21 protein-coding genes are annotated in these 22401 nt (G+C 64.4%); 17 read left to right on the top strand and 4 right to left on the bottom strand.

The genetic code is table 11. The features are described from left to right. Positions 1 to 191 precede the first annotated feature (191 nt). From QOU61_RS15860 to QOU61_RS15900, 9 genes are all read left to right on the top strand, one after another. Positions 192 to 3686 carry an indolepyruvate ferredoxin oxidoreductase family protein gene (locus tag QOU61_RS15860; protein ID WP_289660157.1) on the top strand — a complete coding sequence of 1165 codons (3495 nt, stop codon included), beginning with the start codon at positions 192 to 194 and terminating at the stop codon, positions 3684 to 3686. Between the two features lie 1010 nt (positions 3687 to 4696). Beyond that, positions 4697 to 5854 (top strand): thiolase family protein, encoded by a 1158-nt coding sequence (locus QOU61_RS15865; protein ID WP_289660160.1) that lies wholly within the window; start codon positions 4697 to 4699, stop codon positions 5852 to 5854. Further along, the gene (locus QOU61_RS15870) at positions 5854 to 6243 is read left to right on the top strand and encodes a Zn-ribbon domain-containing OB-fold protein (RefSeq protein WP_289660163.1); all 390 of its coding nucleotides are present in this window, start codon (positions 5854 to 5856) and stop codon (positions 6241 to 6243) included. The genes QOU61_RS15865 and QOU61_RS15870 overlap by 1 nt, the downstream gene beginning before the upstream one ends. 133 nt (positions 6244 to 6376) lie before the next feature. Then, entirely contained in the window at positions 6377 to 7237 is an 861-nt protein-coding gene (locus tag QOU61_RS15875) for a MaoC family dehydratase (RefSeq protein WP_289660166.1), read from the top strand. A gap of 162 nt (positions 7238 to 7399) precedes the next feature. Then, entirely contained in the window at positions 7400 to 8278 is an 879-nt protein-coding gene (locus tag QOU61_RS15880; protein WP_289660168.1) for an SDR family oxidoreductase, read from the top strand. 151 nt (positions 8279 to 8429) lie between these two features. Continuing rightward, complete coding sequence (locus tag QOU61_RS15885; protein ID WP_289660171.1) at positions 8430 to 9386, top strand: dihydrodipicolinate synthase family protein; 957 nt, start codon at positions 8430 to 8432, stop codon at positions 9384 to 9386. A 3-nt stretch (positions 9387 to 9389) separates the two neighbouring features. Beyond that, a complete protein-coding gene (locus tag QOU61_RS15890; RefSeq protein WP_289660174.1) occupies positions 9390 to 10211 on the top strand; it encodes an NUDIX hydrolase in 822 nt (273 codons plus the stop codon). An 87-nt stretch (positions 10212 to 10298) separates the two neighbouring features. Further along, positions 10299 to 11219, top strand: a complete 921-nt coding sequence (locus QOU61_RS15895) for a DMT family transporter (protein ID WP_289660176.1) — start codon at positions 10299 to 10301, stop codon at positions 11217 to 11219. A 159-nt stretch (positions 11220 to 11378) separates the two neighbouring features. Then, positions 11379 to 14060 (top strand): PAS domain S-box protein, encoded by a 2682-nt coding sequence (locus QOU61_RS15900; RefSeq protein ID WP_289660179.1) that lies wholly within the window; start codon positions 11379 to 11381, stop codon positions 14058 to 14060. A gap of 104 nt (positions 14061 to 14164) precedes the next feature. Here the strand turns inward: QOU61_RS15900 and QOU61_RS15905 are convergent, their stop codons facing one another. Further along, positions 14165 to 14512 carry a GrlR family regulatory protein gene (locus QOU61_RS15905; protein WP_289660182.1) on the bottom strand — a complete coding sequence of 116 codons (348 nt, stop codon included), beginning with the start codon at positions 14510 to 14512 and terminating at the stop codon, positions 14165 to 14167. 415 nt (positions 14513 to 14927) lie between these two features. Between QOU61_RS15905 and QOU61_RS15910 the strand changes: the two genes are divergently transcribed. Further along, on the top strand, positions 14928 to 15353 hold the full coding sequence (locus tag QOU61_RS15910) for a hypothetical protein (protein ID WP_289661539.1): 426 nt from the start codon (positions 14928 to 14930) through the stop codon (positions 15351 to 15353). 6 nt (positions 15354 to 15359) lie between these two features. Here QOU61_RS15910 and QOU61_RS15915 read toward each other — a convergent pair whose 3' ends face one another. Beyond that, on the bottom strand, positions 15360 to 15743 hold the full coding sequence (locus QOU61_RS15915; protein WP_289660184.1) for a VOC family protein: 384 nt from the start codon (positions 15741 to 15743) through the stop codon (positions 15360 to 15362). A 385-nt stretch (positions 15744 to 16128) separates the two neighbouring features. Between QOU61_RS15915 and QOU61_RS15920 the strand changes: the two genes are divergently transcribed. Further along, on the top strand, positions 16129 to 16656 hold the full coding sequence (locus QOU61_RS15920; protein WP_289660188.1) for a hypothetical protein: 528 nt from the start codon (positions 16129 to 16131) through the stop codon (positions 16654 to 16656). 230 nt (positions 16657 to 16886) lie between these two features. Then, a complete protein-coding gene (locus QOU61_RS15925; protein ID WP_289661541.1) occupies positions 16887 to 17339 on the top strand; it encodes a hypothetical protein in 453 nt (150 codons plus the stop codon). A gap of 13 nt (positions 17340 to 17352) precedes the next feature. On the opposite strand, the gene QOU61_RS15930 is transcribed toward QOU61_RS15925, so the two are convergent. Beyond that, the gene (locus tag QOU61_RS15930) at positions 17353 to 17622 is read right to left on the bottom strand and encodes a hypothetical protein (protein WP_289660190.1); all 270 of its coding nucleotides are present in this window, start codon (positions 17620 to 17622) and stop codon (positions 17353 to 17355) included. Between the two features lie 326 nt (positions 17623 to 17948). Here QOU61_RS15930 and QOU61_RS15935 point away from each other — a divergent pair, with 326 nt between their 5' ends. Next, positions 17949 to 18224: a hypothetical protein gene (locus QOU61_RS15935; protein ID WP_354142531.1), complete on the top strand. Its 276-nt coding sequence runs from the start codon at positions 17949 to 17951 to the stop codon at positions 18222 to 18224. Between the two features lie 37 nt (positions 18225 to 18261). Here QOU61_RS15935 and QOU61_RS15940 read toward each other — a convergent pair whose 3' ends face one another. After that, the gene (locus tag QOU61_RS15940) at positions 18262 to 18885 is read right to left on the bottom strand and encodes a hypothetical protein (RefSeq protein WP_289660192.1); all 624 of its coding nucleotides are present in this window, start codon (positions 18883 to 18885) and stop codon (positions 18262 to 18264) included. A gap of 1017 nt (positions 18886 to 19902) precedes the next feature. Here QOU61_RS15940 and QOU61_RS15945 point away from each other — a divergent pair. From QOU61_RS15945 to QOU61_RS15960, 4 genes are all read left to right on the top strand, one after another. Beyond that, positions 19903 to 20298 carry a hypothetical protein gene (locus QOU61_RS15945; RefSeq protein WP_289660195.1) on the top strand — a complete coding sequence of 132 codons (396 nt, stop codon included), beginning with the start codon at positions 19903 to 19905 and terminating at the stop codon, positions 20296 to 20298. 125 nt (positions 20299 to 20423) lie between these two features. Then, positions 20424 to 20840, top strand: a complete 417-nt coding sequence (locus QOU61_RS15950; protein ID WP_289660197.1) for a VOC family protein — start codon at positions 20424 to 20426, stop codon at positions 20838 to 20840. A 3-nt stretch (positions 20841 to 20843) separates the two neighbouring features. Next, positions 20844 to 21116 carry a YybH family protein gene (locus tag QOU61_RS15955; protein WP_289660199.1) on the top strand — a complete coding sequence of 91 codons (273 nt, stop codon included), beginning with the start codon at positions 20844 to 20846 and terminating at the stop codon, positions 21114 to 21116. 676 nt (positions 21117 to 21792) lie between these two features. After that, positions 21793 to 22311, top strand: a complete 519-nt coding sequence (locus QOU61_RS15960; protein ID WP_289660202.1) for a hypothetical protein — start codon at positions 21793 to 21795, stop codon at positions 22309 to 22311. Positions 22312 to 22401: the final 90 nt, after the last annotated feature.

Raw genomic sequence — 22401 nt, forward strand, 5'->3', positions numbered from 1 at the left:
TGGCGGCGGGCGGCGACACAAATCAAATACCCGTGCCATGGCTTTCGGCACGAAATTGCGAACTTTGCGTTGGTCCCGCGCGCGTCCAGATTCCTGATGCGCAGGGTGAAAAAACCGACATAGAGTAGCAATCACAGCCAGCATGACTAGCTGAAAAGATCACTGGCGACCAACGGCTTAAGAGGGCTTCAATGGGCATCAACCAGGGTCCGATCAGTCTCGACCAGAAGTATACCCAGTCGACCGGCCATGTCTTCATGACCGGCATCCAGGCCCTGGTCCGCCTTCCCATGGCGCAGATCCGGCGGGACCGCGCGGCAGGCCTCAACACCGCCGGCTTCGTTTCGGGCTACCGCGGCTCGCCGCTCGGCGGCTATGACCAGCAGCTTTTCGCCGCGAAAAAACACCTCGAACAGTACAACATCAAATTCCAGCCCGGCGTGAACGAGGATCTGGCCGCGACCGCGATCTGGGGAAGCCAGCAGCTCAATTTGTCGCGCGGCGCCCAATATGACGGCGTGGTCGGCATCTGGTACGGCAAGGGGCCCGGCGTCGATCGCTGCGGCGACGTGTTCCGCCACGGCAATGCGGCGGGCTCGGCCAAGAACGGCGGCGTGCTGTGCCTTGCCGGCGACGACCATGGCGCAAAGTCCTCGACCGTCCCGCATCAGTCGGACCACGCCTTCATCTCCGCGCTGATGCCCTATCTCTATCCGTCCAGCATCCACGAGATGATCGAGATGGGCCTTCTGGGCATCGCGATGTCGCGCTACTCCGGCTGCTGGGTCGGCATGAAGGTGATCACGGAAGTGGTGGAAACCACGGCCGAGATCGATCTGACCGACGAGATGACGCCGTTCGTGATCCCGACCGATTTCGAGCTGCCGCCGGGCGGGCTCAACATGCGCTGGCCCGACGACCGCTACGAGCAGGATCTGCGGCTGCAGGACTACAAGGGCTATGCCGCGATCGCCTTCGCGCGCGCCAACAAGGTCAACCGCATCACGATGGATTCCCCGAACGCCCGCTACGGCATCATGGCGTCGGGCAAGAGCTACGAGGACGTCCGCCAGGCGCTGCGCGAGCTCGGCATCACGCCCGAGGTCGCGGCGCAGATCGGGCTTCGGCTCTACAAGATCGGCATGCCCTGGCCGCTCGAGCCGGAAGGGGTACGCAATTTCGCGGTCGGGCTCGAGGAGATCTTCATCGTCGAGGAGCGGCGCGAGATCGTCGAGAACCAAGTCAAGCAGGAGCTGTTCAACTGGCGCGACGACGTGAAGCCGCGCATCGTCGGCAAGATGGACGACCACGACAAGCGCTTTCTCACCTTCGCCGCCGAGCTTTCCGTCTCTTCCCTTGCAAGCTCGCTGACCGAGCGCCTGCTGCGCCTTAACCTCAATCCCGAAATCGCCAACATGCTGCGCGCCAAGGCCGACTGGTTCAACGGCCGCGAAGCCTCGCAGGTGCAGGCGGTCTCTCCCGTGACCCGCACGCCGTATTTCTGCTCGGGCTGCCCGCACAACACCTCGACCAAGGTGCCGGAAGGCAGCCGCGCCTTTGCCGGCATCGGCTGCCACTTCATGGCGCTGTGGATGGACCGCAGCACCGAGACCTACACCCACATGGGAGGCGAGGGCGTGCCGTGGGTCGGCACCGCGCCCTTCACCAAGGAAGAACATGTGTTCGCCAATCTCGGCGACGGCACCTACTTTCACTCGGGCACGCTCGCGATCCGCCAGGCGGTCGCCTCCGGCGCCAACATCACCTACAAGATCCTCTATAACGACGCGACCGCGATGACCGGCGGCCAGCATGTCGACGGCGAATTGTCGCCGCAGCAGGTCACCTTCCAGCTCCATGCCGAGGGCATCCGCGAGATCTACCTGGTCTCGGAGAACCCGCATCTCTACCCGGCCTCCGACATCGCGCCCGGCGTCAAGCTCGCCCATCGCGATGATCTCGACGCGGTCATGAAGACCTGCCGCACGGTGAAGGGCACGTCCGCGATCGTCTTCGTGCAGACCTGCGCGGCCGAGAAGCGCCGCCGCCGCAAGCGCGGCCTGATGGAGGACCCGGCACGCCGTCTGATGATCAATCCCGCGGTCTGCGAGGGCTGCGGCGACTGCTCGGTGCAGTCGAACTGCATCTCGGTCGAGCCGCTGGAGACCGAGCTGGGACGCAAGCGCACCATCAACCAGTCCTCCTGCAATAAGGATTATTCCTGCCTGAAGGGCTTCTGCCCGTCCTTCGTAACCGTCGACGGCGGCAGGCCGCGCCGCCGCGCACCGGCCGAGCTCGGCGACATCGGCGCCCTGCCGGAGCCGCCGCTGCTGCCGCCGCTGGAGCGGCCCTACAACGTCGCGGTCGCCGGCGTCGGCGGCACTGGCGTCTTGACCATCGGCGCGCTTCTCGGCATGGCCGCCCACATCGAGGGCAAGGCCTCGATGATCCTCGACATGAGCGGCCTCGCGCAGAAGGGCGGCGCGGTGCTGAGCCACGTCCGGCTCTCCGAGCACACCGCCGACGTCACCTGCTCGCGCATCGTCACCGGCACCGCCGACCTCGTGCTCGGCGCCGACGAGGTGGTCGCGGCGTCAAAGGATTGCATGACGCTCTGCGAAGGCAGCCGCACCACCGGGATCATCAACAGCCACATCATCCCGACCGCGGATTTCATCCTCAACCGCGATTTCAACTTCCAGAACCGCAAGGTCACCAGCGTGCTGGAAACCGTGCTGCGCAAGGACACCTCGGCCTTCTTCGATTTCACGAAGCCTGCGGAGATGCTGCTCGGCGATTCCATCGCCACCAACATCATGCTGATGGGCTATGCCTACCAGAAGGGCTTGCTGCCGCTGTCGGCAGAGGCGATCGAGAAGGCGATCGAGGTCAACGGCGTCTCGATCAAGATGAACACGGAAGCCTTCCGGCTCGGCCGCCTCGCGGTCGCCGATCCCGCGCGGCTGGCCGCGATGATGAAGGACCATGACGAGCCGGCGGTCGCCAAAACGTTGGACCAGATGACGCTCGACGAGATCATCGCCCATCGCATGGCGTTCCTGACCGGCTACCAGAGCGGCCGGCTCGCCCGCCGCTACCGCAAGCTGGTCGATCGCGTCCGCGAGGCGGCAGATAAGGGCGGCTATGGCGATGCGCTGCCGCGCGCGGCCGCCATCAATTACGCGAAGCTGCTTGCCTACAAGGACGAATACGAGGTCGCGCGGCTGTTCACCGACGGCGCCTTCGAGCAGCAGTTGCGCGACAGCTTCGAAGGCGACTACAAGATCAGCTTCAACCTGGCGCCGCCGATCCTCGGCGGCGGCAAGGATGCGCTCGGCCGCCCGAAGAAGCGCGCTTTCGGGCCCTGGGTGATGCGGCTGTTCCGCGTGCTGGCAAAGCTGCGCGTCCTGCGCGGCACGCCGCTCGACGTCTTCGGCTACAACGCCGACCGCAGGCTCGAGCGCGATCTGATCGCGGGTTACGAGAAGGACGTCGACACCGTCCTCAGCCTGCTGTCGCCGGCCACCCACGACACCGCGGTCGAATTGCTGTCGCTGCCCGATCGCGTCCGCGGCTACGGCCCGGTGAAGGAGAAGGCGATCGCCGACGCGAAGCCGCGCTACGCGCAGCTGGCCGCCGACCTCGCCAACCCGCCGCCGGCGCCGCGCCAGATCGCGGCGGAGTAGGACGTTCGCTACCCTCCCCTGGAGGGGGAGGCATAGGCCGCCTGCGGCGGCCGTTCTTAAAGAACGCCGAAGCGAAGCTTCGGCTATGCGCGAATGAAATGAGCGATCGGGGTGGGGTGCCTCTTCGCTGGACGACTTCACCCCACCCCGGTCCTTATCTCGCTTCGCTCGATGGCGGCCCGACCCTCCCCCTCCAGGGGAGGGTGAGCGCGTTACCGCCTCTACATCGAACAACGCCACGCATTCCCGTCATGCGCGAATTGCCCGTCGTGCCATTCTGCCGCACGTGTCCACGCTTGCGCCGTCGGGCAAATCACAACGATCTTCTTGCGCATCCCGCCCCGGCAAGAGGGGCGTTACGGCCAATCGTCACGAAACGTGAGGCGGGATGCGATGGACGCAACGATGCTGTCAGACGAACAGCACCAATGCGGACGGCGAAGTCGTGTGGTCCTGATGCCCCGACGCTGGCATCAAGTTTCGCGCCTTACGCGTGATGCGACGGTGGCAACAAAGCCCGGTCACCGGGGAGAGCACGAAGGAAACCGTAAAACCATTGCGCAGGGAGTGCCGTGAAGCGGCTGTACCTGTGGTGACTAACTCGTGTGCTTTTTGCCTTTCGCACGCGAGGCTGCGGGTGCCAGCTCAAGCATCCGGCATTCCCTGCGCCCTCTGTCTTCCATGAGGGTCATTTTTGCAAAGCCTGGACGCAAGACGCGCCGCGGGAACGCAGAGTGACGTCCGGAACCCCGCCGTCATCGCCCGCGAAGGCGGGCGATTCAGTATTCCGGGACATCAACGATGAACTGAAAGGCGGCGGCGCACTGGATACCCCGCATTCGCGGGGTATGACTGTGGCGGGTTCGACCGCACGCCCGCAATGTCGGTGAGGGACATTCGCCGCTGCCATCTCGCCCTGCGGAATATTTCGGCGCTTGCCAAGGCCGCCACGGCGGGTCAAGAAATCGAGCAGAGATCTTTCGGGACAAGAAACGCCAGCGGAGAGCCATTTGACCATCAAGGGCAAGGCCTGCATTGCCGGGATCTACGAGCACCCGACCCGGCATGCGCCGGACAAATCCACCGCGCAGCTTCACGCCGAGGTCGCCAGGGGCGCGATCGAGGACGCAGGGCTGACCAAGAACGACATCGACGGCTATTTCTGCGCCGGCGACGCGCCGGGTGGCCTGATGCCAATGGTCGATTATCTCGGCCTCGACATGAAAAAACTCCGCCACATCGATTCCACCGAGACCGGCGGCTGCTCCTATCTGATCCATCTCGGCCACGCGGCGGAGGCGATCGCGGCGGGCAAGTGCCAGGTCGCGCTGATCACGCTTGCCGGCAAGCCGCGCACCGGCCCGATGCCGCCGCGCGCGGCAGGCCCCGAGGCCGATTTCGAGACGGCTTACGGCGCCACCACCCACAATGCCTATGGCATGTGCGCCATGCGGCACATGCACGATTACGGCACCACCAGCGAGCAGCTCGCCTGGATCAAGGTCGCGGCCTCGCATCATGCGCAATACAACCCGCATGCGATGCTCAAGGACGTGGTCACCGTCGAGGACGTGCTGAACTCGCCGATGATCTCCGATCCGCTGCACCGGATGGATTGCTGCGTCGTCACCGACGGCGGCGGCGCGCTGATCGTGACCACGCCGGAGATCGCGAAGAGCCTGAAGAAGCCGCTGGTGCGCCTGATCGGCCATGGCGAGGCCACCAAGGGTCCGCGCGGCGGCAAGGATCTCGATCTCACTTATTCCGCGGGCGTCTGGTCCGGCCCGCGCGCCTTCGAGGAAGCGGGCGTGACGCCAAAGGACATCAAATACGCCTCGATCTATGACAGTTTCACCATCACCGTCCTGATGCAGCTCGAGGATATCGGCTTCTGCAGGAAGGGCGAGGGCGGCAAGTTCGTCGCCGACGGCAATCTGATCTCCGGCGTCGGCAAGCTGCCGTTCAATACCGACGGCGGCGGGTTGTGCAGCAACCATCCGGTCAACCGCGGCGGCATGACCAAGATAATCGAGGCGGTGCGGCAGCTGCGTGGTGAAGCACATCCCAAGGTGCAGGTGAAGAACTGTGATCTCGCGATCGCGCATGGCACCGGCGGACTTCTCGGCGTGCGCCACGCCGCTTCGACCTGCATTCTGGAGCGCGTGTGATGAGCGAAGCGAAGCAATATCCGGCCCCCATGGTCAACCCGGAAACCGCGCCGTTCTGGGAAGCGGCGAAGTCCGGCAAGTTCATGATCAAGCGCTGCACGGCCTGCGGCGAGGCGCATTATTTCCCGCGCTCGATCTGCCCGTTCTGCTTCTCCGACAGGACGGTGTGGGAGGAGAGTTCGGGGGAGGCTTCGATCTATACGTTCAGCCTGATGCGCAAATCGCCGACCGGGCCTTACGCGATCGCCTACGTGACGCTGAAGGAGGGCCCGTCCTTGCAGACCAACATCGTCGACTGCGACATCGAGAAATTGAAGATCGGCCAGAAGGTGAAGGTGGTGTTCAAGCCGACCGACGGCGCGCCGCTGCCGTTCTTTACGGCGGTGTAGGAGATTGCGCACGAAACCCGCCAGGCAACAGCTCGTCATCCCCGCGAAAGCGGGGATCCAGTAAACACCGGTGGCTACTGGATGCCCGCTTTCGCGGGCATGACAAGGAGAAAAAAGCGGAGGAAGCGGCAACATGCCGATCAAATACGAAGAGCTGATGGCTCTGAAAAATCTCGGCCAGAAATACAGCTACGGCGACCGCGAGGTGATGCTGTACGCCTATGGCATCGGCCTGGGCGCCGATCCGATGGACGAGCGCGAGCTCGCCTTCGTCAACGAGGCGGCGGCGACGCCGCGTCCGCTGAAGGTGGTGCCGACCTTCGCCTCCGTGGCGGCCTGGGGCGCCGGGCCCGGCGAGATGAACCTCAACCGTGTCATGGTGGTCGATGGCGAGCGCGACATCACCTTTCACAAGCCGTTTCCGATGGCCGCCCACATCACCGCCGATTCAACCGTGCTGGCGGTGTTCGACAAGGGCAAGGACAAGGGCGCCGTCATCCGCCATCAGACGATCCTGAAGGATGCCGGCGGCGAGAAGCTCGCCACGCTCGTCGCCTCGCGCTTTGCCCGCGGCGACGGCGGCTTCGGCGGGCCGTCCGAAGGCCAACCCGAGCCGCATCCGGTGCCGACGCGGGAGCCAGACAAGGTCGTCGAGATTTCGACGCGGCCGGACCAGGCGCTGGTCTACCGGCTCTGCGGCGACCGCAACCCGCTGCACTCCGATCCCGGGTTTGCCAAGAAGGCCGGTTTTCCGAAGCCGATCCTGCACGGCATGTGCACCTATGGCATCACCTGCCGCGGTGTGTTGCAGACCTATGCGGACTACGATCCGGCCGCCTTCCGGCAGCACGTGGCGCGATTCTCCTCGCCGGTCTATCCAGGCGAGACCGTGACCATGGAGATGTGGAAGGACGGCAATGTGATCTCGTTCGAGGCCAAGGTGAAGGCGAGGGGCGTCACCGTGATCAGGAACGGCAAGACGGTGCTGGGCTGACCTGATGCGAGTGCTGCGCTGGAAACGGTCGTCGTCATGCCCGGCCTTGTGCCGGGCATCCACGTCTTCCTTGATGTGGATGCAAAGCAAGACGTGGATGGCCGGGACGAGCCCGGCCATGACGGCTGAGTAAAACAACAAGCACTAAACGGGAGAAACACTATGGGACTGCTCGACGGCAAGGTGGCGCTGATCACGGGCGCGGGCGGCGGCCTCGGCGAGGCCTATGCGAAATTGTTCGCGCGCGAGGGCGCGGCCGTCGTGGTCAACGACCTCGGCGGGCCACGCGACGGCTCGGGTGCCGATCTCTCGATGGCGGAACAGGTGGTGGCGGCGATCAAGGCCGAGGGCGGCCGGGCGGTTGCCAACGGCGCCGACATCTCGACGATCGAGGGCGGGCAGTCGGTGTTCAACGACGCCATCAAGCACTTTGGGCGCGCCGATATCCTGGTCAACAATGCCGGCATCCTGCGCGACCAGACCTTTGCCAAGGCAGCCGAAGCCGACTGGGACAAGGTCATCAAGGTGCATCTGAAGGGAACCTTCTGTACCACGCTGCCGGTGTTCAAGTGGATGCGCGAGAACGGCGGCGGCGTCATCGTCAACACCTCCTCGACCTCGGGCCTGATCGGTAATTTCGGCCAGAGCAACTACGGCGCGGCCAAGGGCGGCATCTGGGGTCTCTCCAACGTACTCGCGATCGAGGGCCGGAAATACAACATCCGGATCTGGACACTGGCGCCGGGCGCGCTGACTCGCATGACCTCAGACCTGCCCCGCTACAAGGAGAACCCCGGCGCCGCCCTCGGCCCCGACGGGATCGCGCCGGCCGTGCTATACATGGTCAGCGATTTGTCGGGCGACCAGACCGGCAAGGTGCTGGGCGTATCCGGGCCGCGCGGCGTGCGCGAAATGCGGATGATGGAGATGGAAGGCTGGAAACCGCCGTTCACGGGGTGGAAGGCCGAGGATATCGTGACCCATGCCAAGGATATCTTCTTCTCCGAGGAGGAGCTCAAGAAATCCCTGCGGCGGGTTTAGTTGTTGTCCTTCCGGGGCGCGAGCGCTAGCGAGCGAATCTGGAGATAGCGAGATTCCCCGATGCGCAATTGCGCATCTGAGGTTTGCGTGCCCTCAGCGACAAGCGCTTCGCGCTTGCGCGGGGAATGACGAATGAGAGATAGAGGCACAAATGACAAAACTCACCGCTGAAGCCAAGGGCACGTTCGCGATCGCGCCGACGCCGTTCCATGACGACGGCCGCATCGACGAGCGGTCGATCGACCGGCTGACCGACTTCTACGCCGAGGTCGGCTGCGAAGGCGTCACCGTGCTCGGGATCCTCGGCGAGGCGCCGAAGCTCGATGCGCAGGAGGCCGAGCAGGTCGCGATCCGCTTCGTCAAGCGGGCGAAGACCATGCAGGTGATCGTCGGCGTCTCCGCGCCCGGCTTCGCCACCATGCGCTCGCTCGCGAAGGCCTCGATGGATGCCGGTGCCGCCGGCGTCATGATCGCGCCGCCGCCGCATTTGCGCACCGACGACCAGATCACGGCCTATTTCAAGCAGGCGCAGGAGGCCATCGGCACCGACATTCCCTGGGTGCTGCAGGACTATCCGCTGACGCTCAGCGTCGTGTTCACGCCGGCCGTGATCCGCAAGATCGTGGTGGACAGCCCCTCCTGCGTGATGCTCAAGCATGAGGACTGGCCGGGGCTGGAGAAGATCTCGGCGCTGCGCGGCTTCCAGAAGGACGGCTCGCTGCGGCCGCTGTCGATCCTGTGCGGCAATGGCGGACTTTTCCTCGATTTCGAGATGGAACGCGGTGCCGCCGGCGCGATGACCGGTTATGCCTTCCCGGAAATGCTGATCGATGTCGTCAAGCTGTCGAAGGCGGGAAAACGCGATGCCGCGCACGATCTGTTCGACGCGCATCTGCCGCTGGTTCGCTACGAGCAGCAGCCGGGCGCGGGCCTTGCGGTGCGCAAATATGTGCTGCAGAAGCGCGGCATCATCGCCTCCAGCGCCCAGCGCAAGCCGGGCGCCACCATCACCGCGACCGCAAAGGCCGAAGTCGACTACCTGCTGTCGCGGGTGGCGCGGGTCGACCGCCGCGCCAATCTGGCGCCGCAATCGAGCGCGGCGGGCTAGGTCATGGCTGAAATCGCTGCACCGCGTCTGGCTTCCACGATCCTGTTGTTGCGTGACAACACAGATGCTGGCGTTGACGGCAAGAGCCGCAACGAGATCGAGGTCTTCATGATGGTTCGCCACCATCAGATCGAGTTCAATTCGGGCGCGCTGGTGTTTCCCGGCGGCAGCATCGACGCCGACGACCGCGCGATTGCGGCGAGGGCCGAGTTGTACTCCGGCGGGGAAGGGCTTGACGAGGCGGGCTTGAGTTTCCGCATCGCTGCGATCCGCGAGACCTTCGAGGAAAGCGGCATCCTGCTGGCGCGGCCGAAAGGCGCGGCGGCGCGGGTCGACGCGGGGCGTGCGGGACAGATCGAAGCGGCGCATCGCGCGGCGCTCGGCGAAGGCAAGACGACATTCTCGCAGGTGCTCGCCGACAACGAGCTGGTGCTCGCGCTCGACGAGCTCGTGCCTTACGCACACTGGATCACGCCGGAGACGATGCCGAAGCGCTTCGACACCTGGTTCTTCGTCGCCGCGGCGCCGCCCGACCAGCTCGGCGCCCATGACGGCAAGGAATCCACCGACTCGATCTGGGTGTCGCCGCGCGAGGCGCTGGAAGGCGGCGAGAGCGGCCGCTTCAAGCTGCCGTTCCCGACCACGCGCACCCTGATCAAGCTCGGCAAGCAGCCGAACGTCAAAGCCGCGCTGGAGGAGATGAAAGGCAAGCCGATCGTGGCGGTGATGCCGGTCATGACGAAAACAGCGACCGGCCGCCAGCTCCGCATCCCGCGCGAGGCCGGCTATGACGGCGAGGTGTTCGAGGTCGGCGCGACGGGATAGCTAGCATAGTTCGATACGTAACGAAGTATTTTGGCGTGAGCGCCGCTATGTTTCGCCCCGATCGCAAACGGGAGCGGAATTTCGGCCATGGAGGAGCCAGCGTCGCAGCGTCCGAATCCGGGCGTCGAACTCGCGCTGTTGTTGGTGCTCGCGACCCTCTGGGGCGCGTCCTACAGCTTCATCAAGCTCGGCGTCGCCACCATCCCGCCGATCACCCTGATCGCAGGGCGCACTTTGCTCGCAGGCCTGCTGCTGCTTGGCGTGATGCGCTGGCGCGGGCTGGCGATGCCGACGGACGGCGCGACCTGGCGCCGCTTCGCCTTTCAGGCCTGTCTCAACAGCGTCATCCCCTGGACCCTGATCGCCTGGGGCGAGCGGTTCGTCGATGCCGGGCCTGCCACCATCCTCAATTCGGCGGCTCCGATTTTCACCTTCCTGTTCACCGCGCTGGTCACGCGGCACGAGGCGGCCGGCCCGCGAAAACTGTTCGGCGTGTTCGCGGGCATGGCCGGCATCTGCCTGATCGTGGGGGTGAGGGCGTTCGACCACATCGGCCAGGAATTCTGGGCGGAAGTCGCGATCGTCGCCGCCACGCTCTGCTACGCGGGGGCCGCGATCTTCAGCCGGGGCTTTGCCGGCCTCGACCCGATCGCGCCGGCAGCGGGGTCGCTGATGTGCGGCGCGGCGGTGCTGATCCCCGTAAGCCTGGTGGTCGAGCAACCCTGGGCGGTTTCGCCGTCACCCTCTTCGCTGCTGGCCCTGGCGGGGCTTGCGGTCTTCTCCACCGCGGCAGCCTTCGTGATCTACTTCCGCCTGATCCAAACCCTCGGTTCGGTCGGTACCACCGCGCAGGCCTATCTGCGGGTGCCGATCGGGGTCGCCATCAGCGTCGTCTTCCTCGGCGAAAGCCTGTCGCCGACGGCGTGGGCAGGCCTTGCCTGCGTGGTTGCCGGGGTGGCGGCCATGACCGTGCCGCCGCGCCGCGCGGCCGCCGCCCGGGCGGTGTGACGACCGGCACACCCGGCCCCCGGCATGCCCCGCGGCGGGGGCGTGCCGAAAATCCGCCATGCCGGCCTGGCAGGCTGACGGCATTGCCGGAGGGGGGATTCCCCCTGAAATCACATAGTTCGTGTATATTGCGGCGCCAGAAGCCGGTCCTAAATAGCCATGCCACCCGCCATCGCTGCGATTTTGCAACGAATTCGATCGTCCCCGTTGTCGATCGGCCGCCTCACCTTTAGCAGCTTCCTGCTTCTGCTCGTCGTCATCGCGACGACCAGCATCGCCAGCGTCGTCGCCATGCGTCATATCGGCGCGACTTTTGCCGAGCTGCAGCGGCTGCAAGACGTCGGCGACCTCGCCGAGGAGATCGACCGGCGCATGAACGATCTGCGGCTGGCGGCCCGCGATTTCGTCGCCGAACCCGGCGATCAGGCCGGCCGGATCGGAGAGGCGGCGTCCTCTTTGAGCGCGCTGCTCAAGAAGACCCGGCTCGAGCTCGCGCCCGAGCAGCGCGACATGATCGACGGCATCAGCCAGCGGCTGTCGACCTATCGCTCCGGCATCGAGCGGATCTCGACCCTGATCAACCGCCGCGCCGAGCTGCTCGTGGGCCTGCCGGAGCTGCGCGACCGGTTCGACCAGGCCGTCGCCGCAAACCCCGATCCGACGCTGTCGGCCACGCTGTCGCAGGCGCAGAGCCACATCGCCGCCGCGCTGCTCGCGCACAATCCGTCCGCCGCCGAGCAGGCCGCAGAGAGCATACGGGCCTTGCCCGTCACCGACCCCGGGCTGCGTGCTGCCATCACCGACTATGCCGAACGGATCATCGCGGTCTCGGTGCGCGAGCGCCAGATCGCCGATATCGACCGCGAGGTGCTCGGCGCCGAGGGCCGCCAGATCCAGCGCGCGACCGAGCTTTTGCGCGAGGTCAGCGCCAGCCGCGGTCATATCCTGTCGCGCGACTTCGCCCGTACGCTCGCCGAAACCACCTGGCAGAGCATCCTGCTCGGCACCCTCGGCGTGCTCGTCGGCATATTCGCCGCGCTGTTCGTGGTGAGCCGTACGGTGCGCCCGCTGATCTCGATCGCAAGCTCGATCCGGGCGCTGGCCGGCGGCCAAAAGGACACCCTGATCCCTGCAACCGACGTCAACAACGAGATCGGCGATATCGCGCGCGCCGCCGAAGTCTTCCGCCGCACCCTGCTCGAGGCCGACACCGCGCGCGAGGCGGCCGTCCACGCGCTCGCCGAGCAGCGGCTCGCCGAGGAAAGCTACACCAAGCTGTTCGAATCCTCGATCGAAGGCATCTATGTGACGACGCCGGGCGGCGCGCTCCTGAACGCCAATCCGGCGCTGGCGCGGATGATGGGCTACGACACGCCGCGGGCGCTGATCGACAGCATCACCGACATCGCAAGCACGATCTATGTCCACCCCGAAGCGCGCGACGAATACCAGTTCCTGATGCGGCGCGACGGCATGGTGCGCGATTTCGAGTATCAGGTGCGCCGGCGCGACGGCGGCGTGCTCTGGCTTTCCGACAGCGCCACCGCCGTGCGCGACGAGAAAGGCGAGGTGGTCCGCTACGAGGGCACGGTTCGCGACATCACCGACCAGAAGCGCGCCGAGGACGCGATCGCGGAAGGCCGCCGGATGCTGCAGACCGTGATCGATACGGTGCCGGCGGTGATCAACGTCAAGGACTGCCAGCTTCGCTATGTTCTGATGAACCGCTACATGGCCGGCATCTTCGACATCGAGCCGGCTGACGCCATCGGCCGCACCACCACCGATCTGATGTCGCGGTATGGCGCGCAGAAGACCGACGAGAACGACAAGCGGGTGCTCAGGGCCAAGAGGGGCCTCGGCTTCTACGAGGAGGAGTATGTCGATTCCACCGGCAACATGCGGCAATGGCTGGTCAACAAGCTGCCGCTGCTCGATATCGACGGCCAGATCGAATACATCGTTACCGTCGCGCTCGACATCGGCGAGCGCAAGCGCGGCGAACTGGAAATGCGCAAGGCGCGCGACGCCGCCGAGACGGCGCTGCGCAACCTGCGCGAGACCCAGGCCTCGCTGATCGAGGCGGAGAAGCTCGCAGCGCTTGGGCGCCTTGTCGCGGGCGTCGCCCACGAGGTCAACAACCCCGTCGGCATCAGTCTCACGGTTGCTTCCGCGCTCGAGCGCAAGACCGCATTGTTCACCGACGAGGTCGCGCGCGGCGATCTCAGGCGGTCGAGCCTCAACGAGTATCTCGCAACCTGCCGCAGCGCGGCCTCGCAGCTCGTCGCCAACCTCAACCGCGCCGCCGAGCTGATCCAGTCGTTCAAGCAGGTTGCCGCCGACCGCAACTATTCGGACCAGCGCAGCTTCGACCTCGCCGACCTGACCGAGCAGGTGGTGATGAGCCTGCGGCCGGGGCTGCGCAAGCACAACCTGACGCTGATGGTGGATTGCGAACCGAATCTCACCATGAACAGCTACCCCGGCCCCTACGGCCAGGTGCTGACGAACCTGTTCCTCAATTCGGTCGCGCACGCCTTTCCCGACGGCCGGGCCGGCACCATCGACATCCAGGCCCGCGCCGCCGGCAAGGACCATGTCGAGATCATGTTTTCCGACAATGGCTGCGGCATGAGCCTCGACGTCCGCCGCCGCGCTTTCGATCCGTTTTTCACCACGCGCCGGGACCAGGGTGGTACCGGGCTCGGCCTGCACATCGTCTACAGCATCGTGACCAACCGGCTTGGCGGCCGGCTCGATCTGGATTCCGAGCCCGGCCATGGCACGCGGATCCGGATGCTGCTGCCGCGGGCAGCGCCGATCGAGCAAGCGGCGGAGTAGCGCTATGGCGTTTTCGAGCGAACTGGGCACCGGTTCGCGCGACGAAAACGCGTCAAAACAAGAAGCCCGAGCATCGGTTCTGATTCAATCAGAACCGAAATGCTCTAGTCCAGGTCGGCGAGCTTGCGCAGCGTGGCGCTGAAGATCTGGCTCGCCTTGCCGACCAGCGCGGTTCCCGTCATCTCGCCGCGGGTGTCGGTGAAGGTGCCGGTGACGCCGACGCCGACAGGATTCGGCTCGCCGAACAGCGGATTGGCCTCGGGGCTGGACGTATGGCGCTGCACCAGCACCTCGCCTTTGAAGATGTTGTCCTTCACCGTGTAGCTGCCGGTGTAAAATAAATAGGCATCGCCGCCGCGAATCTGGCCATCGCGGAACATGACGACGCCGCTGCCCTTGCCGACGCGTCCATCGAGCAGGGTGACGTGAATCGAATACAGGCCGTTCTTCATGACGTCCCCGCCTGGCGGCTTCCGCCGCCCCGCGGCAGCCGTCCACTCGTTATGCCAAAGCAGGCCGGAGCAGGCAACGCGGCACCGTGACCGCACGGCGCGGCGCCGGCCTCTCGTCGCGCGCGACTTATCCACATCATTCCAGCTGTGTGACACCGGGATGACAGGTCGCGCGGAAGGAATTGGTCCGCGACATGCATGACCAGTGTTGCACCCGGCGGAGCATTTTCCGGCCAGTGGCAACCGGTCGGCCGCGAGAAGATGCTTCAGACCTGAAAGCTGGGCGCGTTCCAGCTGCAAAGCCGGCGGCCACCTTCGCAGCGTGCGTACTTGGCGGGTGCTGGAGCAGAAAAACGTGAGCGACGGGATCCTTTCCGGCGGCGGGGCGCCGCGTCCTAGAAATGAACCGAATGCCGTGGGTGCGCGTTACGTCGCGGCGAGGCGTGCAATGTCGTCATTGAGGATTGCCACGGTGCTCGTAACGGTTGCGGTGGTGGGGGATCTCGTCCACGCGCGCGACCGTGGCCAGTTCGCCAACACGTCGCCCGAACTGAAAGCCTGGTTCGATGGCTTGCGGAGCGGGAAGGGGCCGTGTTGCTCGGATGCCGATGGCACAGCGATCTCGGATGCGGACTGGGAGAGCAGGCAAGGCCACTACCGCGTCCGCATTCCGCGTTACGACAGCACAATCGAAGGCCAGAAGCAGGAACTGGTCTGGATCGACGTGCCGGACGAGGCGGTCATTTCCGAGCCGAACCGCGTGGGGCGGACAATGGTCTGGCCGATCTACGGCTATCTTGGCGTGACGATCCGCTGCTTCATGCCTGGCAGCATGACCTGACCGGCGTCACGCGTATTTCTTGTCGCGCTCGAGCAGTTCGATCGAAATCCCCTGCGGACCGCGGATGAAGCAGATCCGCACGCCGGGCCGGATCGTGGTCGGCTCCTTGGTGAACTCGACGCCCTTGGCCTTGATCTCGGCTGCAACCAAGTCGATGTCCTTGACGGTCAGGCCGAAATGGTCGAGCCCCTGGTAGGGCGTGACCGGTGGATTGTTGACGCCGTCGCCGGACGTGACCGGCGCGATGAACACGTTGGCGCCGCCGAGCTTCACGTCGATGCGTCCCGGGCCGCGGATGATCTCGCCGCCGAGCACGTCACGCAGCCAGGCTGCGGTTGCCTCCGGATCGGGGCTACGCAGGTGTACGTGATCCCAGGTGACGGTCGGCATCGGCAACTCTCCTTCTGGCGTCTTCTGGCGCGCGTCTCATGGCAGGCGACGCGCATTGGCCGCTCGTTGACGCGGCGGCGCGACTTTAGCGACAACGCTCCGGCGTGGCCATCCCGGCGGCTCCTTCGCAGGCGCGGGATCAGAAAATTGCCGCCTTCCCCTGCAACCCTGTGATGCTGTCGGCGTTGATTCGAGCGGCGAACCGTATGGCGCCCACTGTCAGGGGAGCCGTACGGGGGCCACCGTGCGGCTTTGATTTTGGCCTGCAGAACGCCGGGTCAAAGCCGTCGGGGCATTTGAGGGCTTGGCTATGACACTGAGAGCGTGGTCGTGGTTTGAGCGGGGCGGGCGGCTTGACCGGAGCGACTTTTCAACCCAGCTCGTCGTGCTCGTGCCGGTGCTGGCGATTGCCGGTCTGACCGGGTGGATGATGGCATCCAGCCCGAGCAGCGCCAGGAGCCAGTCCGCGATTCCCGCAGCATCCAGCGCCGTGGTGGCATCCACCGACAAGACGTCGCTGGTCGACCCAACGCCCGATCCGGCGGAGCAGCAGTCGGTTCCCGCCGAGAGCGCGCCGCCGCAACCCGAACCCGGCCAGCAGGCGGTGACGCCCGAGACGTCGCCGCTCGACGGACTGAAAATCGCTTCGCAAGCGTGGCGGCGTGGCGGGCTTGGTTCGAAAGCGCTCGTGACCTTCACCCTGCGCAACAACAACGACTATGCGGTCAAGGACATCGAGATCGCCTGCGCCTTCGCGCGGCGGGACGGCAGTCACCTGACCGACCGCACACGCGTGATCCGCGACACCGTCAACATGAAAAGCCGCAAGACCTTCGCGCGCATGCTGGTCGGCTTCGTCAACGTTAACGCGAGCAAGGCCAAATGCTCACTGGTGACGGCGAGCCGGGCCTGATCCGCAGGACCGCCCGTTAGCCCCGCGGCGCCATCGGCCACCCCCGGTTGATCAACGCTAAAGAGCGCGCGATCGCGTTTACCACGGTCCAAGCAAGACCGGGTCAAGGGCAGTGCAGTCGCAAAAAAGTGACCCGGCCGTTGAACCTGCCGGGTGGCGCCCGGAACCAACCTTCATATCTCCAGTTAGCCAATGTCCTGCGCCTCCGCGTGGGTGGAGCGGTGCGTAAAATGTTAGTGCTGCGCTATTTCCTGTATGTCGGTGGAGCGCTGCTTGCACTGATTGTGCTGATTGGCGGCGTGATCTCCCAGCCGCCCGCGGCTGACAACCTGGCTTCCGGCCCAGATGTCCCCCCGATCAGGATTCACTCCGACAGGAAATTGCCTGAGCGGGTGGTGTTCGACACCACCCATCCTGTGGTTGCGCCCGTGAAGGCCGCCATAGCGGAGGTCGCTCCTGCGCCGTCACCCGTGATCGCCGAGTTCCCGCCGAAAGCCCGTGTGCGCGAGGCGTTTGCGCAGTTGCCGCTGCCTGCTCAGGCACCGGCCGACATCAAGAAGCCGGCGGTCAAGCCGAAGCACAAGGTTGCGAGACTGCATGCGCCGCCGCGTCAGCCCATGATGATGCAGCAGCCGATGCTGGTCGCCCAGCAGCCGCATTTCGGGTTCTTCAGCACGTGGTGAGCGGGCTGGCGGCCTAGCAGCCGCGGCAGATGCTCTTGATCTTGCTGTTCAGCAGCTTGTCCTCTTCATCGGCTGCCGCCTTGACGTAGTCGTCGTTGCCGTGGCGGTGATCGGAGGCAAACGCCCCACCGCCAGCCAACCCATGGCCGCCGAAATGATGGCCAAGACCGTGGCCGCCGAAATGTCCCCCAAAACCGTGGCCGCCGCGCGCCTCGGCAGGCACCGCGCTCGACAATACGGCGATCGCAACAAGGCCGGCGACCACGTCTTTCGACACCATCATGTGTGAGATTCCGGATACGTGAAGTACTGGAGCATTCCCTCAGGCTAGCCGGGCGCCGCGGCGAAAGCGGGGCGAGCGACACTTCCGTGCGAGCCGGGCAGCGGGCGGGCCGATCCGGCGCGCGGATATCGCAGCCGCCTTTTGCAGCTGGCGTCGCTGGAGCGCTTGCCCGTTGTGTTCACGGCCTGTTCAGGCCCGTAATCCTAAGTCATGCGGCAGAGCGGAGGGTGACCATGCGGTATCTTGTTCGTGCCGTTGGGGGGCGAGGCTTGCGGCGGGGAGGCTTGCGGCGGGGAGGCTTGGGGCGGGGAGGCTTGGGGCTGGCCGTGCTTGTGTGGGCGACCGCGGCGCTCGCGCAATCGACCACGCCGCCGCCCGCTCCGGCGGCCCAGGCCAATGCGGCGCCCGCAGCACCCATTGCGCTCAGCAAGCGACTGGCCTGCCGGGCCGGAGCGCAAAGCAAGAGCGGGCAGGAGCGGCAGGATCAGATCCAGCTCTGCATGGCGCAGGCGCGGCTCGACTGCCTCAAGCAGGCGATCGATCAGAAGGTTGTGGGGCCGCAGCGGCAGGAATTCGTCAAGAGCTGCGTCGGCGTGCCCTGAAGGATCGCTGGCGCGCAAGTCGACGCGCAAGTCGAGCTCATCCGGCAAGCAGGATTTTGTCCGCGGTGACGAGCTGCTCGGCGAAAAAGCCTGCATCTGCGGAGACATCGTCATGTAGCTGCTTCAGCACCACCGCCAGATCACGCGCGCCAGCAGCAGCGGTGGCAGGATCAGCTTTGCGGGCGAGCGCCGAGTAACCGCTCGCCATCAGGCCGCAAGTCGCATGACCGCCCGACTCGAACGAGCGCTGGGCGGCTTGAAAATCGGACAGTGCCTCGGCGGGCTGGCCCGCCGCAAGCTTCAGCGCGCCGAGAAGCCAGCAGGCGGTTCCTTCTTCCTTGCGCCCGAGGGCCAGCTCGCGCACCAGGTCACGGGACACGTTCGCCAGGTGGAGGGCGGATTGCAGATAAGGCGGCTCGATCCGGATGCCTTCATCGCCCCATCCTGGCCAGCAATTGGCGGCAGTGTTGTAGCTGATCGACTGCGCGGCCTTTTTGAGCTTCTCGGCTATCGTTGTGTTGGTCGCTGTGTTGGCGTGATCCAGGCAGAACTTCACGGCCGCACCGCCAACGGCGATCATGCTTTCGACGTCCTTGCGATCCCTGTACAGGGCTTTGCCGAGATCGGCGAAGGCGGTCGCAGCGTCTATCGGATCCTCCATCGATTTCACAATCGAAATAGCGCTGGAAGCTCCGTCCGTATCGCACGCCTGCAGAGCGCGGTGGAGAGCCGCGTCTCGTCCTGCATCCTTGTGACCAGTCGTCATGTCGGCGGACCAAAAAATCGGGAGGGACCGTGCTGTTCTGAAGTGCCGCCAGTCGGCATACACCCGAGACGCCGCTCCCCTCAATTCAAGCGCAGGATGTTTCGGCAATTTGATCGTTTCGCCGCCGCCATCGTGAAGCGAATTCGTCGGAATCCCGCAGGTTACGCCGAAACAGCTCTTTTCCTGGACGTGTCATGTCCCGGATGTGTCACGCCTCCCGCCAATGGCCAGGTTTCCTTTTGTCGTTCAGGCGTCGAATCCGAGCTACATGTGGTCGATGTCCATGCCTCTTTGACCAGTCGATCGCCCTGTGCCGCGTCTCGAACGTTTGCAGCAAGTGGTCGGCGTGATCTTCGACCGCGTAGTCCTCTACCGGACTTCCGTCGGGTCGACCCTTTGGTCGAGGTTCAACGAAAACGATGGACATGCTCCGCCTCCAAAACAAAACTCAGCCTGCAAAACAAAAGAAAGACGGCTCCAACGGTGGGCCCGATGGAGCCGTCGTTGCGGCTTAGGGGTGTGGCGGGGGGTGCCACAGACCATCAACGAGCGGCTTGTCAGATCGTTCCTGAGCACTGTCCGTCGTTGGCGGCGGACTGGATGATGCTGGCGCGCGGCCACGCAGCGCGACACGCGACAAATGAAGTAACGTCGCCTCCGATTGAACCAAGCGCGCGCGCCGTGGTTAGTCCCCCATGGAACGCGACATCGAAAAACGTGCGGAACAGGCCCTGGTCGTAGCGACCCTGAGCACGACGGCGCTGACGGTCTATTTCCTGTTCTTATTGGCAGGATAGCTGCTCTTATTGGCAGGCTAGCCGCGCGGCTTGCGGCCCGGATGCTCGATTTCTCTCGCTATTGCAGGTCGCGGGGTGCACCATTCGCGAGGGGCCTCGAAGCAGGAGGCCGATCGTGCAAGACAATATCTTCAACAGTAAAGGTATCCACGTCGGGGTAGTGGATGGGCCGGTCATTTTCGATCTCGACGGCAACAAGCTTTACGATCTCAGGGGAACCAGGATTTATCAACCGTCCGGCGAGTTCGTCGGTCTTCTGGATGACCGGAGCAGTTCAGAGAGGCGGCTCGGCCGGTCCACCGATTGGCTGTTTCCGTTGAAGAAAAGCCGACTGAACGCGGCACTGGCGCTCTCAATCTCTGTCGGCATCATCGTCTTCGGAGTCTGGGTTATTGCCACCGACAAAGCTGAATTCAGCGAGTTTGCGATTTGGTTCGTTCTCGGCTTTCTGAGTATCGCTGTCGGGTGGATTAGCCTTCTCGCCGAGATTCGCGACCGCCGCATTGGTTAGACATTTAAGGCTGATAGCCGGAATGCGGGTTGCCGCCATCTCGGTCAGGCACTGCAACAACCAAGCCGAACCAATGTTGTCTTGCCTTCTTGGCGATAGCTTGTCGCAATCCGCCTGGTTGGGCGATGAATCAGCATCTTTCCCTCGTTAGTCTCGTGGTCGCAGACTATGACGAAGCGATCACCTTCTTCGCCCCTGCGCTGAATTTCGAACTCTGCGAAGACACGTCGCTCGGCGGCGGCAAGCGCTGGGTCGTCGTGCGCCCGCCGGGCCGCGTCGGTTCCGGCCTGCTGTTGGCGCGGGCGGACAATCCGGCCCAGGCGGCGCGCATCGGTGACCAGACCGGAGGGCGGGTCTTCCTGTTTTTGGAAACGGATGATTTCGATCGCGACCATGCGCGCATGACCGCCGCTGGCGTGCGGTTCGTTCAGGGGCCTCGGCATGAGCCCTATGGCGTCGTGGCGGTTTTCGAGGATATCTGTGGTAACCGCTGGGACTTGATCCAGCCGGAGCCGACACAGGATCACGAAACAAGGCCGTAGCCGATGACACCACGCCAAGTCGTAGAAGAATGGGTGCGCCGGTTTAACTCCGGTGAGGCCGACAGGCTGGCCGAACTATACCACGAGGACGCGATAAACCATCAGGTCGTTCAAGAGCCGATTGCGGGCAAGGCCGCGATCCGCGAGATGTTCCGGCGCGAGTTCGAGACTGCGGACATGACCTGCATTCCCGAAGTCATTCACGAAGCGGGCGATGTCGCCATTCTCGAATGGAGAGACCAATGGGGCTCCGAGGCTGCGGCTTCTTCACGGTGAAGGACGATCGCATCGTCTTCCAGCGCGGTTACTGGGACAAGCTGTCGTTTCTCAAGATGCACGGCCTGCCACTTGATTGACGGAAGCGGCTTGCGCGTTGTGCCGCCGTGCAGGACCTGATGTTCCCGCTCGGCCGGAGAGCGCCCTGGCGAACATGGCGCGCCACGGCCGATGAAGATGGGCACTATTGCTTCGCCGTGGCGCTATGATGCAGAGGCCTTCGTTGCTATCCAACCGGTGAATCTGCGATGGCCTGCGATTTCACGCTACAGCCTTGCTGGCGGAAATCTTCCTAATTTCGAAGCATGGTCCGGCCCCTGCGAGTCTGGTCGACGTAGCGGTGACGGCCGGCTCTTGCGGTTTGCGCTTAGGCGGCTCGGCTACAACTGCGGCACCCCGAAGCCGTAGTAGGAAGCGTGTCCCGACAACGGTCACATCAAGCGTTGTCAAAAAAGAGTGATTAGCGAAATCGCTCGCAGCCAAAAGCGAGGAATAGACGATCGGTCTAATTTATGGCTACCTCAGAAAACCGCGGTGATATCAGACTGCATTCCTTGATGGGCTCGGTCGCTGCCGAGCGCCGACCGCCTGACCGGTTGATCAGGGGGCATCCTCAACAAACAACGTCCGCCGATCCCTTCACGGTTGGCGGGGTTTCCAACATCAGAGGTCACACATGGTTCGCAATATCGCGCTTGGAATGACGATTGCTATCGGAATGGCTCTGACCGCTCCGGTGGCCATGGCCCAACAAAAGCAACATGTCAGCTATAATACCCCGGCAACTCAGACGACATACACCCAACAACATGTAATCGATGTTGGCGATATTCCGGGACATCAAGCTCGGCTCTTTGAAATTCGGCGGACCTATGGGAACGATGCCCCCACAATCAATGGGTCGAAGCTGAAAGAGCAGTGGACGCGCGGCATGTCGGACTACATCGACAATAATGGTCCGGCCATCATCTACAACGTCTGGATACTAGAGAATGGGGACAAGTTTTTTGTCAGGACATCTCTGGTCGCCCAAAGCAGCGGAGACGGGAAGCTTACAAACATGACGTCGGGCGTCATTACTGGAGGCACAGGTAGCCTCGCCAGAATTCGTGGCATCATTAGTAGCCATGGCCCGTCCGAGCCGAAGGCCGGCGTCAATGCCAATCAGACCGACATCGACTATTGGATGGAGTGAGAAGGTCTTCGGGGCGGCTTCAGGGAGCAGGTCAATCCAAACAGGCCAGTTACTTGGTGGCTTGCTCTCCTAGACGTTCGGTCTATCATA

The organism is Bradyrhizobium sp. NP1 (genome assembly GCF_030378205.1).
Lineage (GTDB): Bacteria > Pseudomonadota > Alphaproteobacteria > Rhizobiales > Xanthobacteraceae > Bradyrhizobium.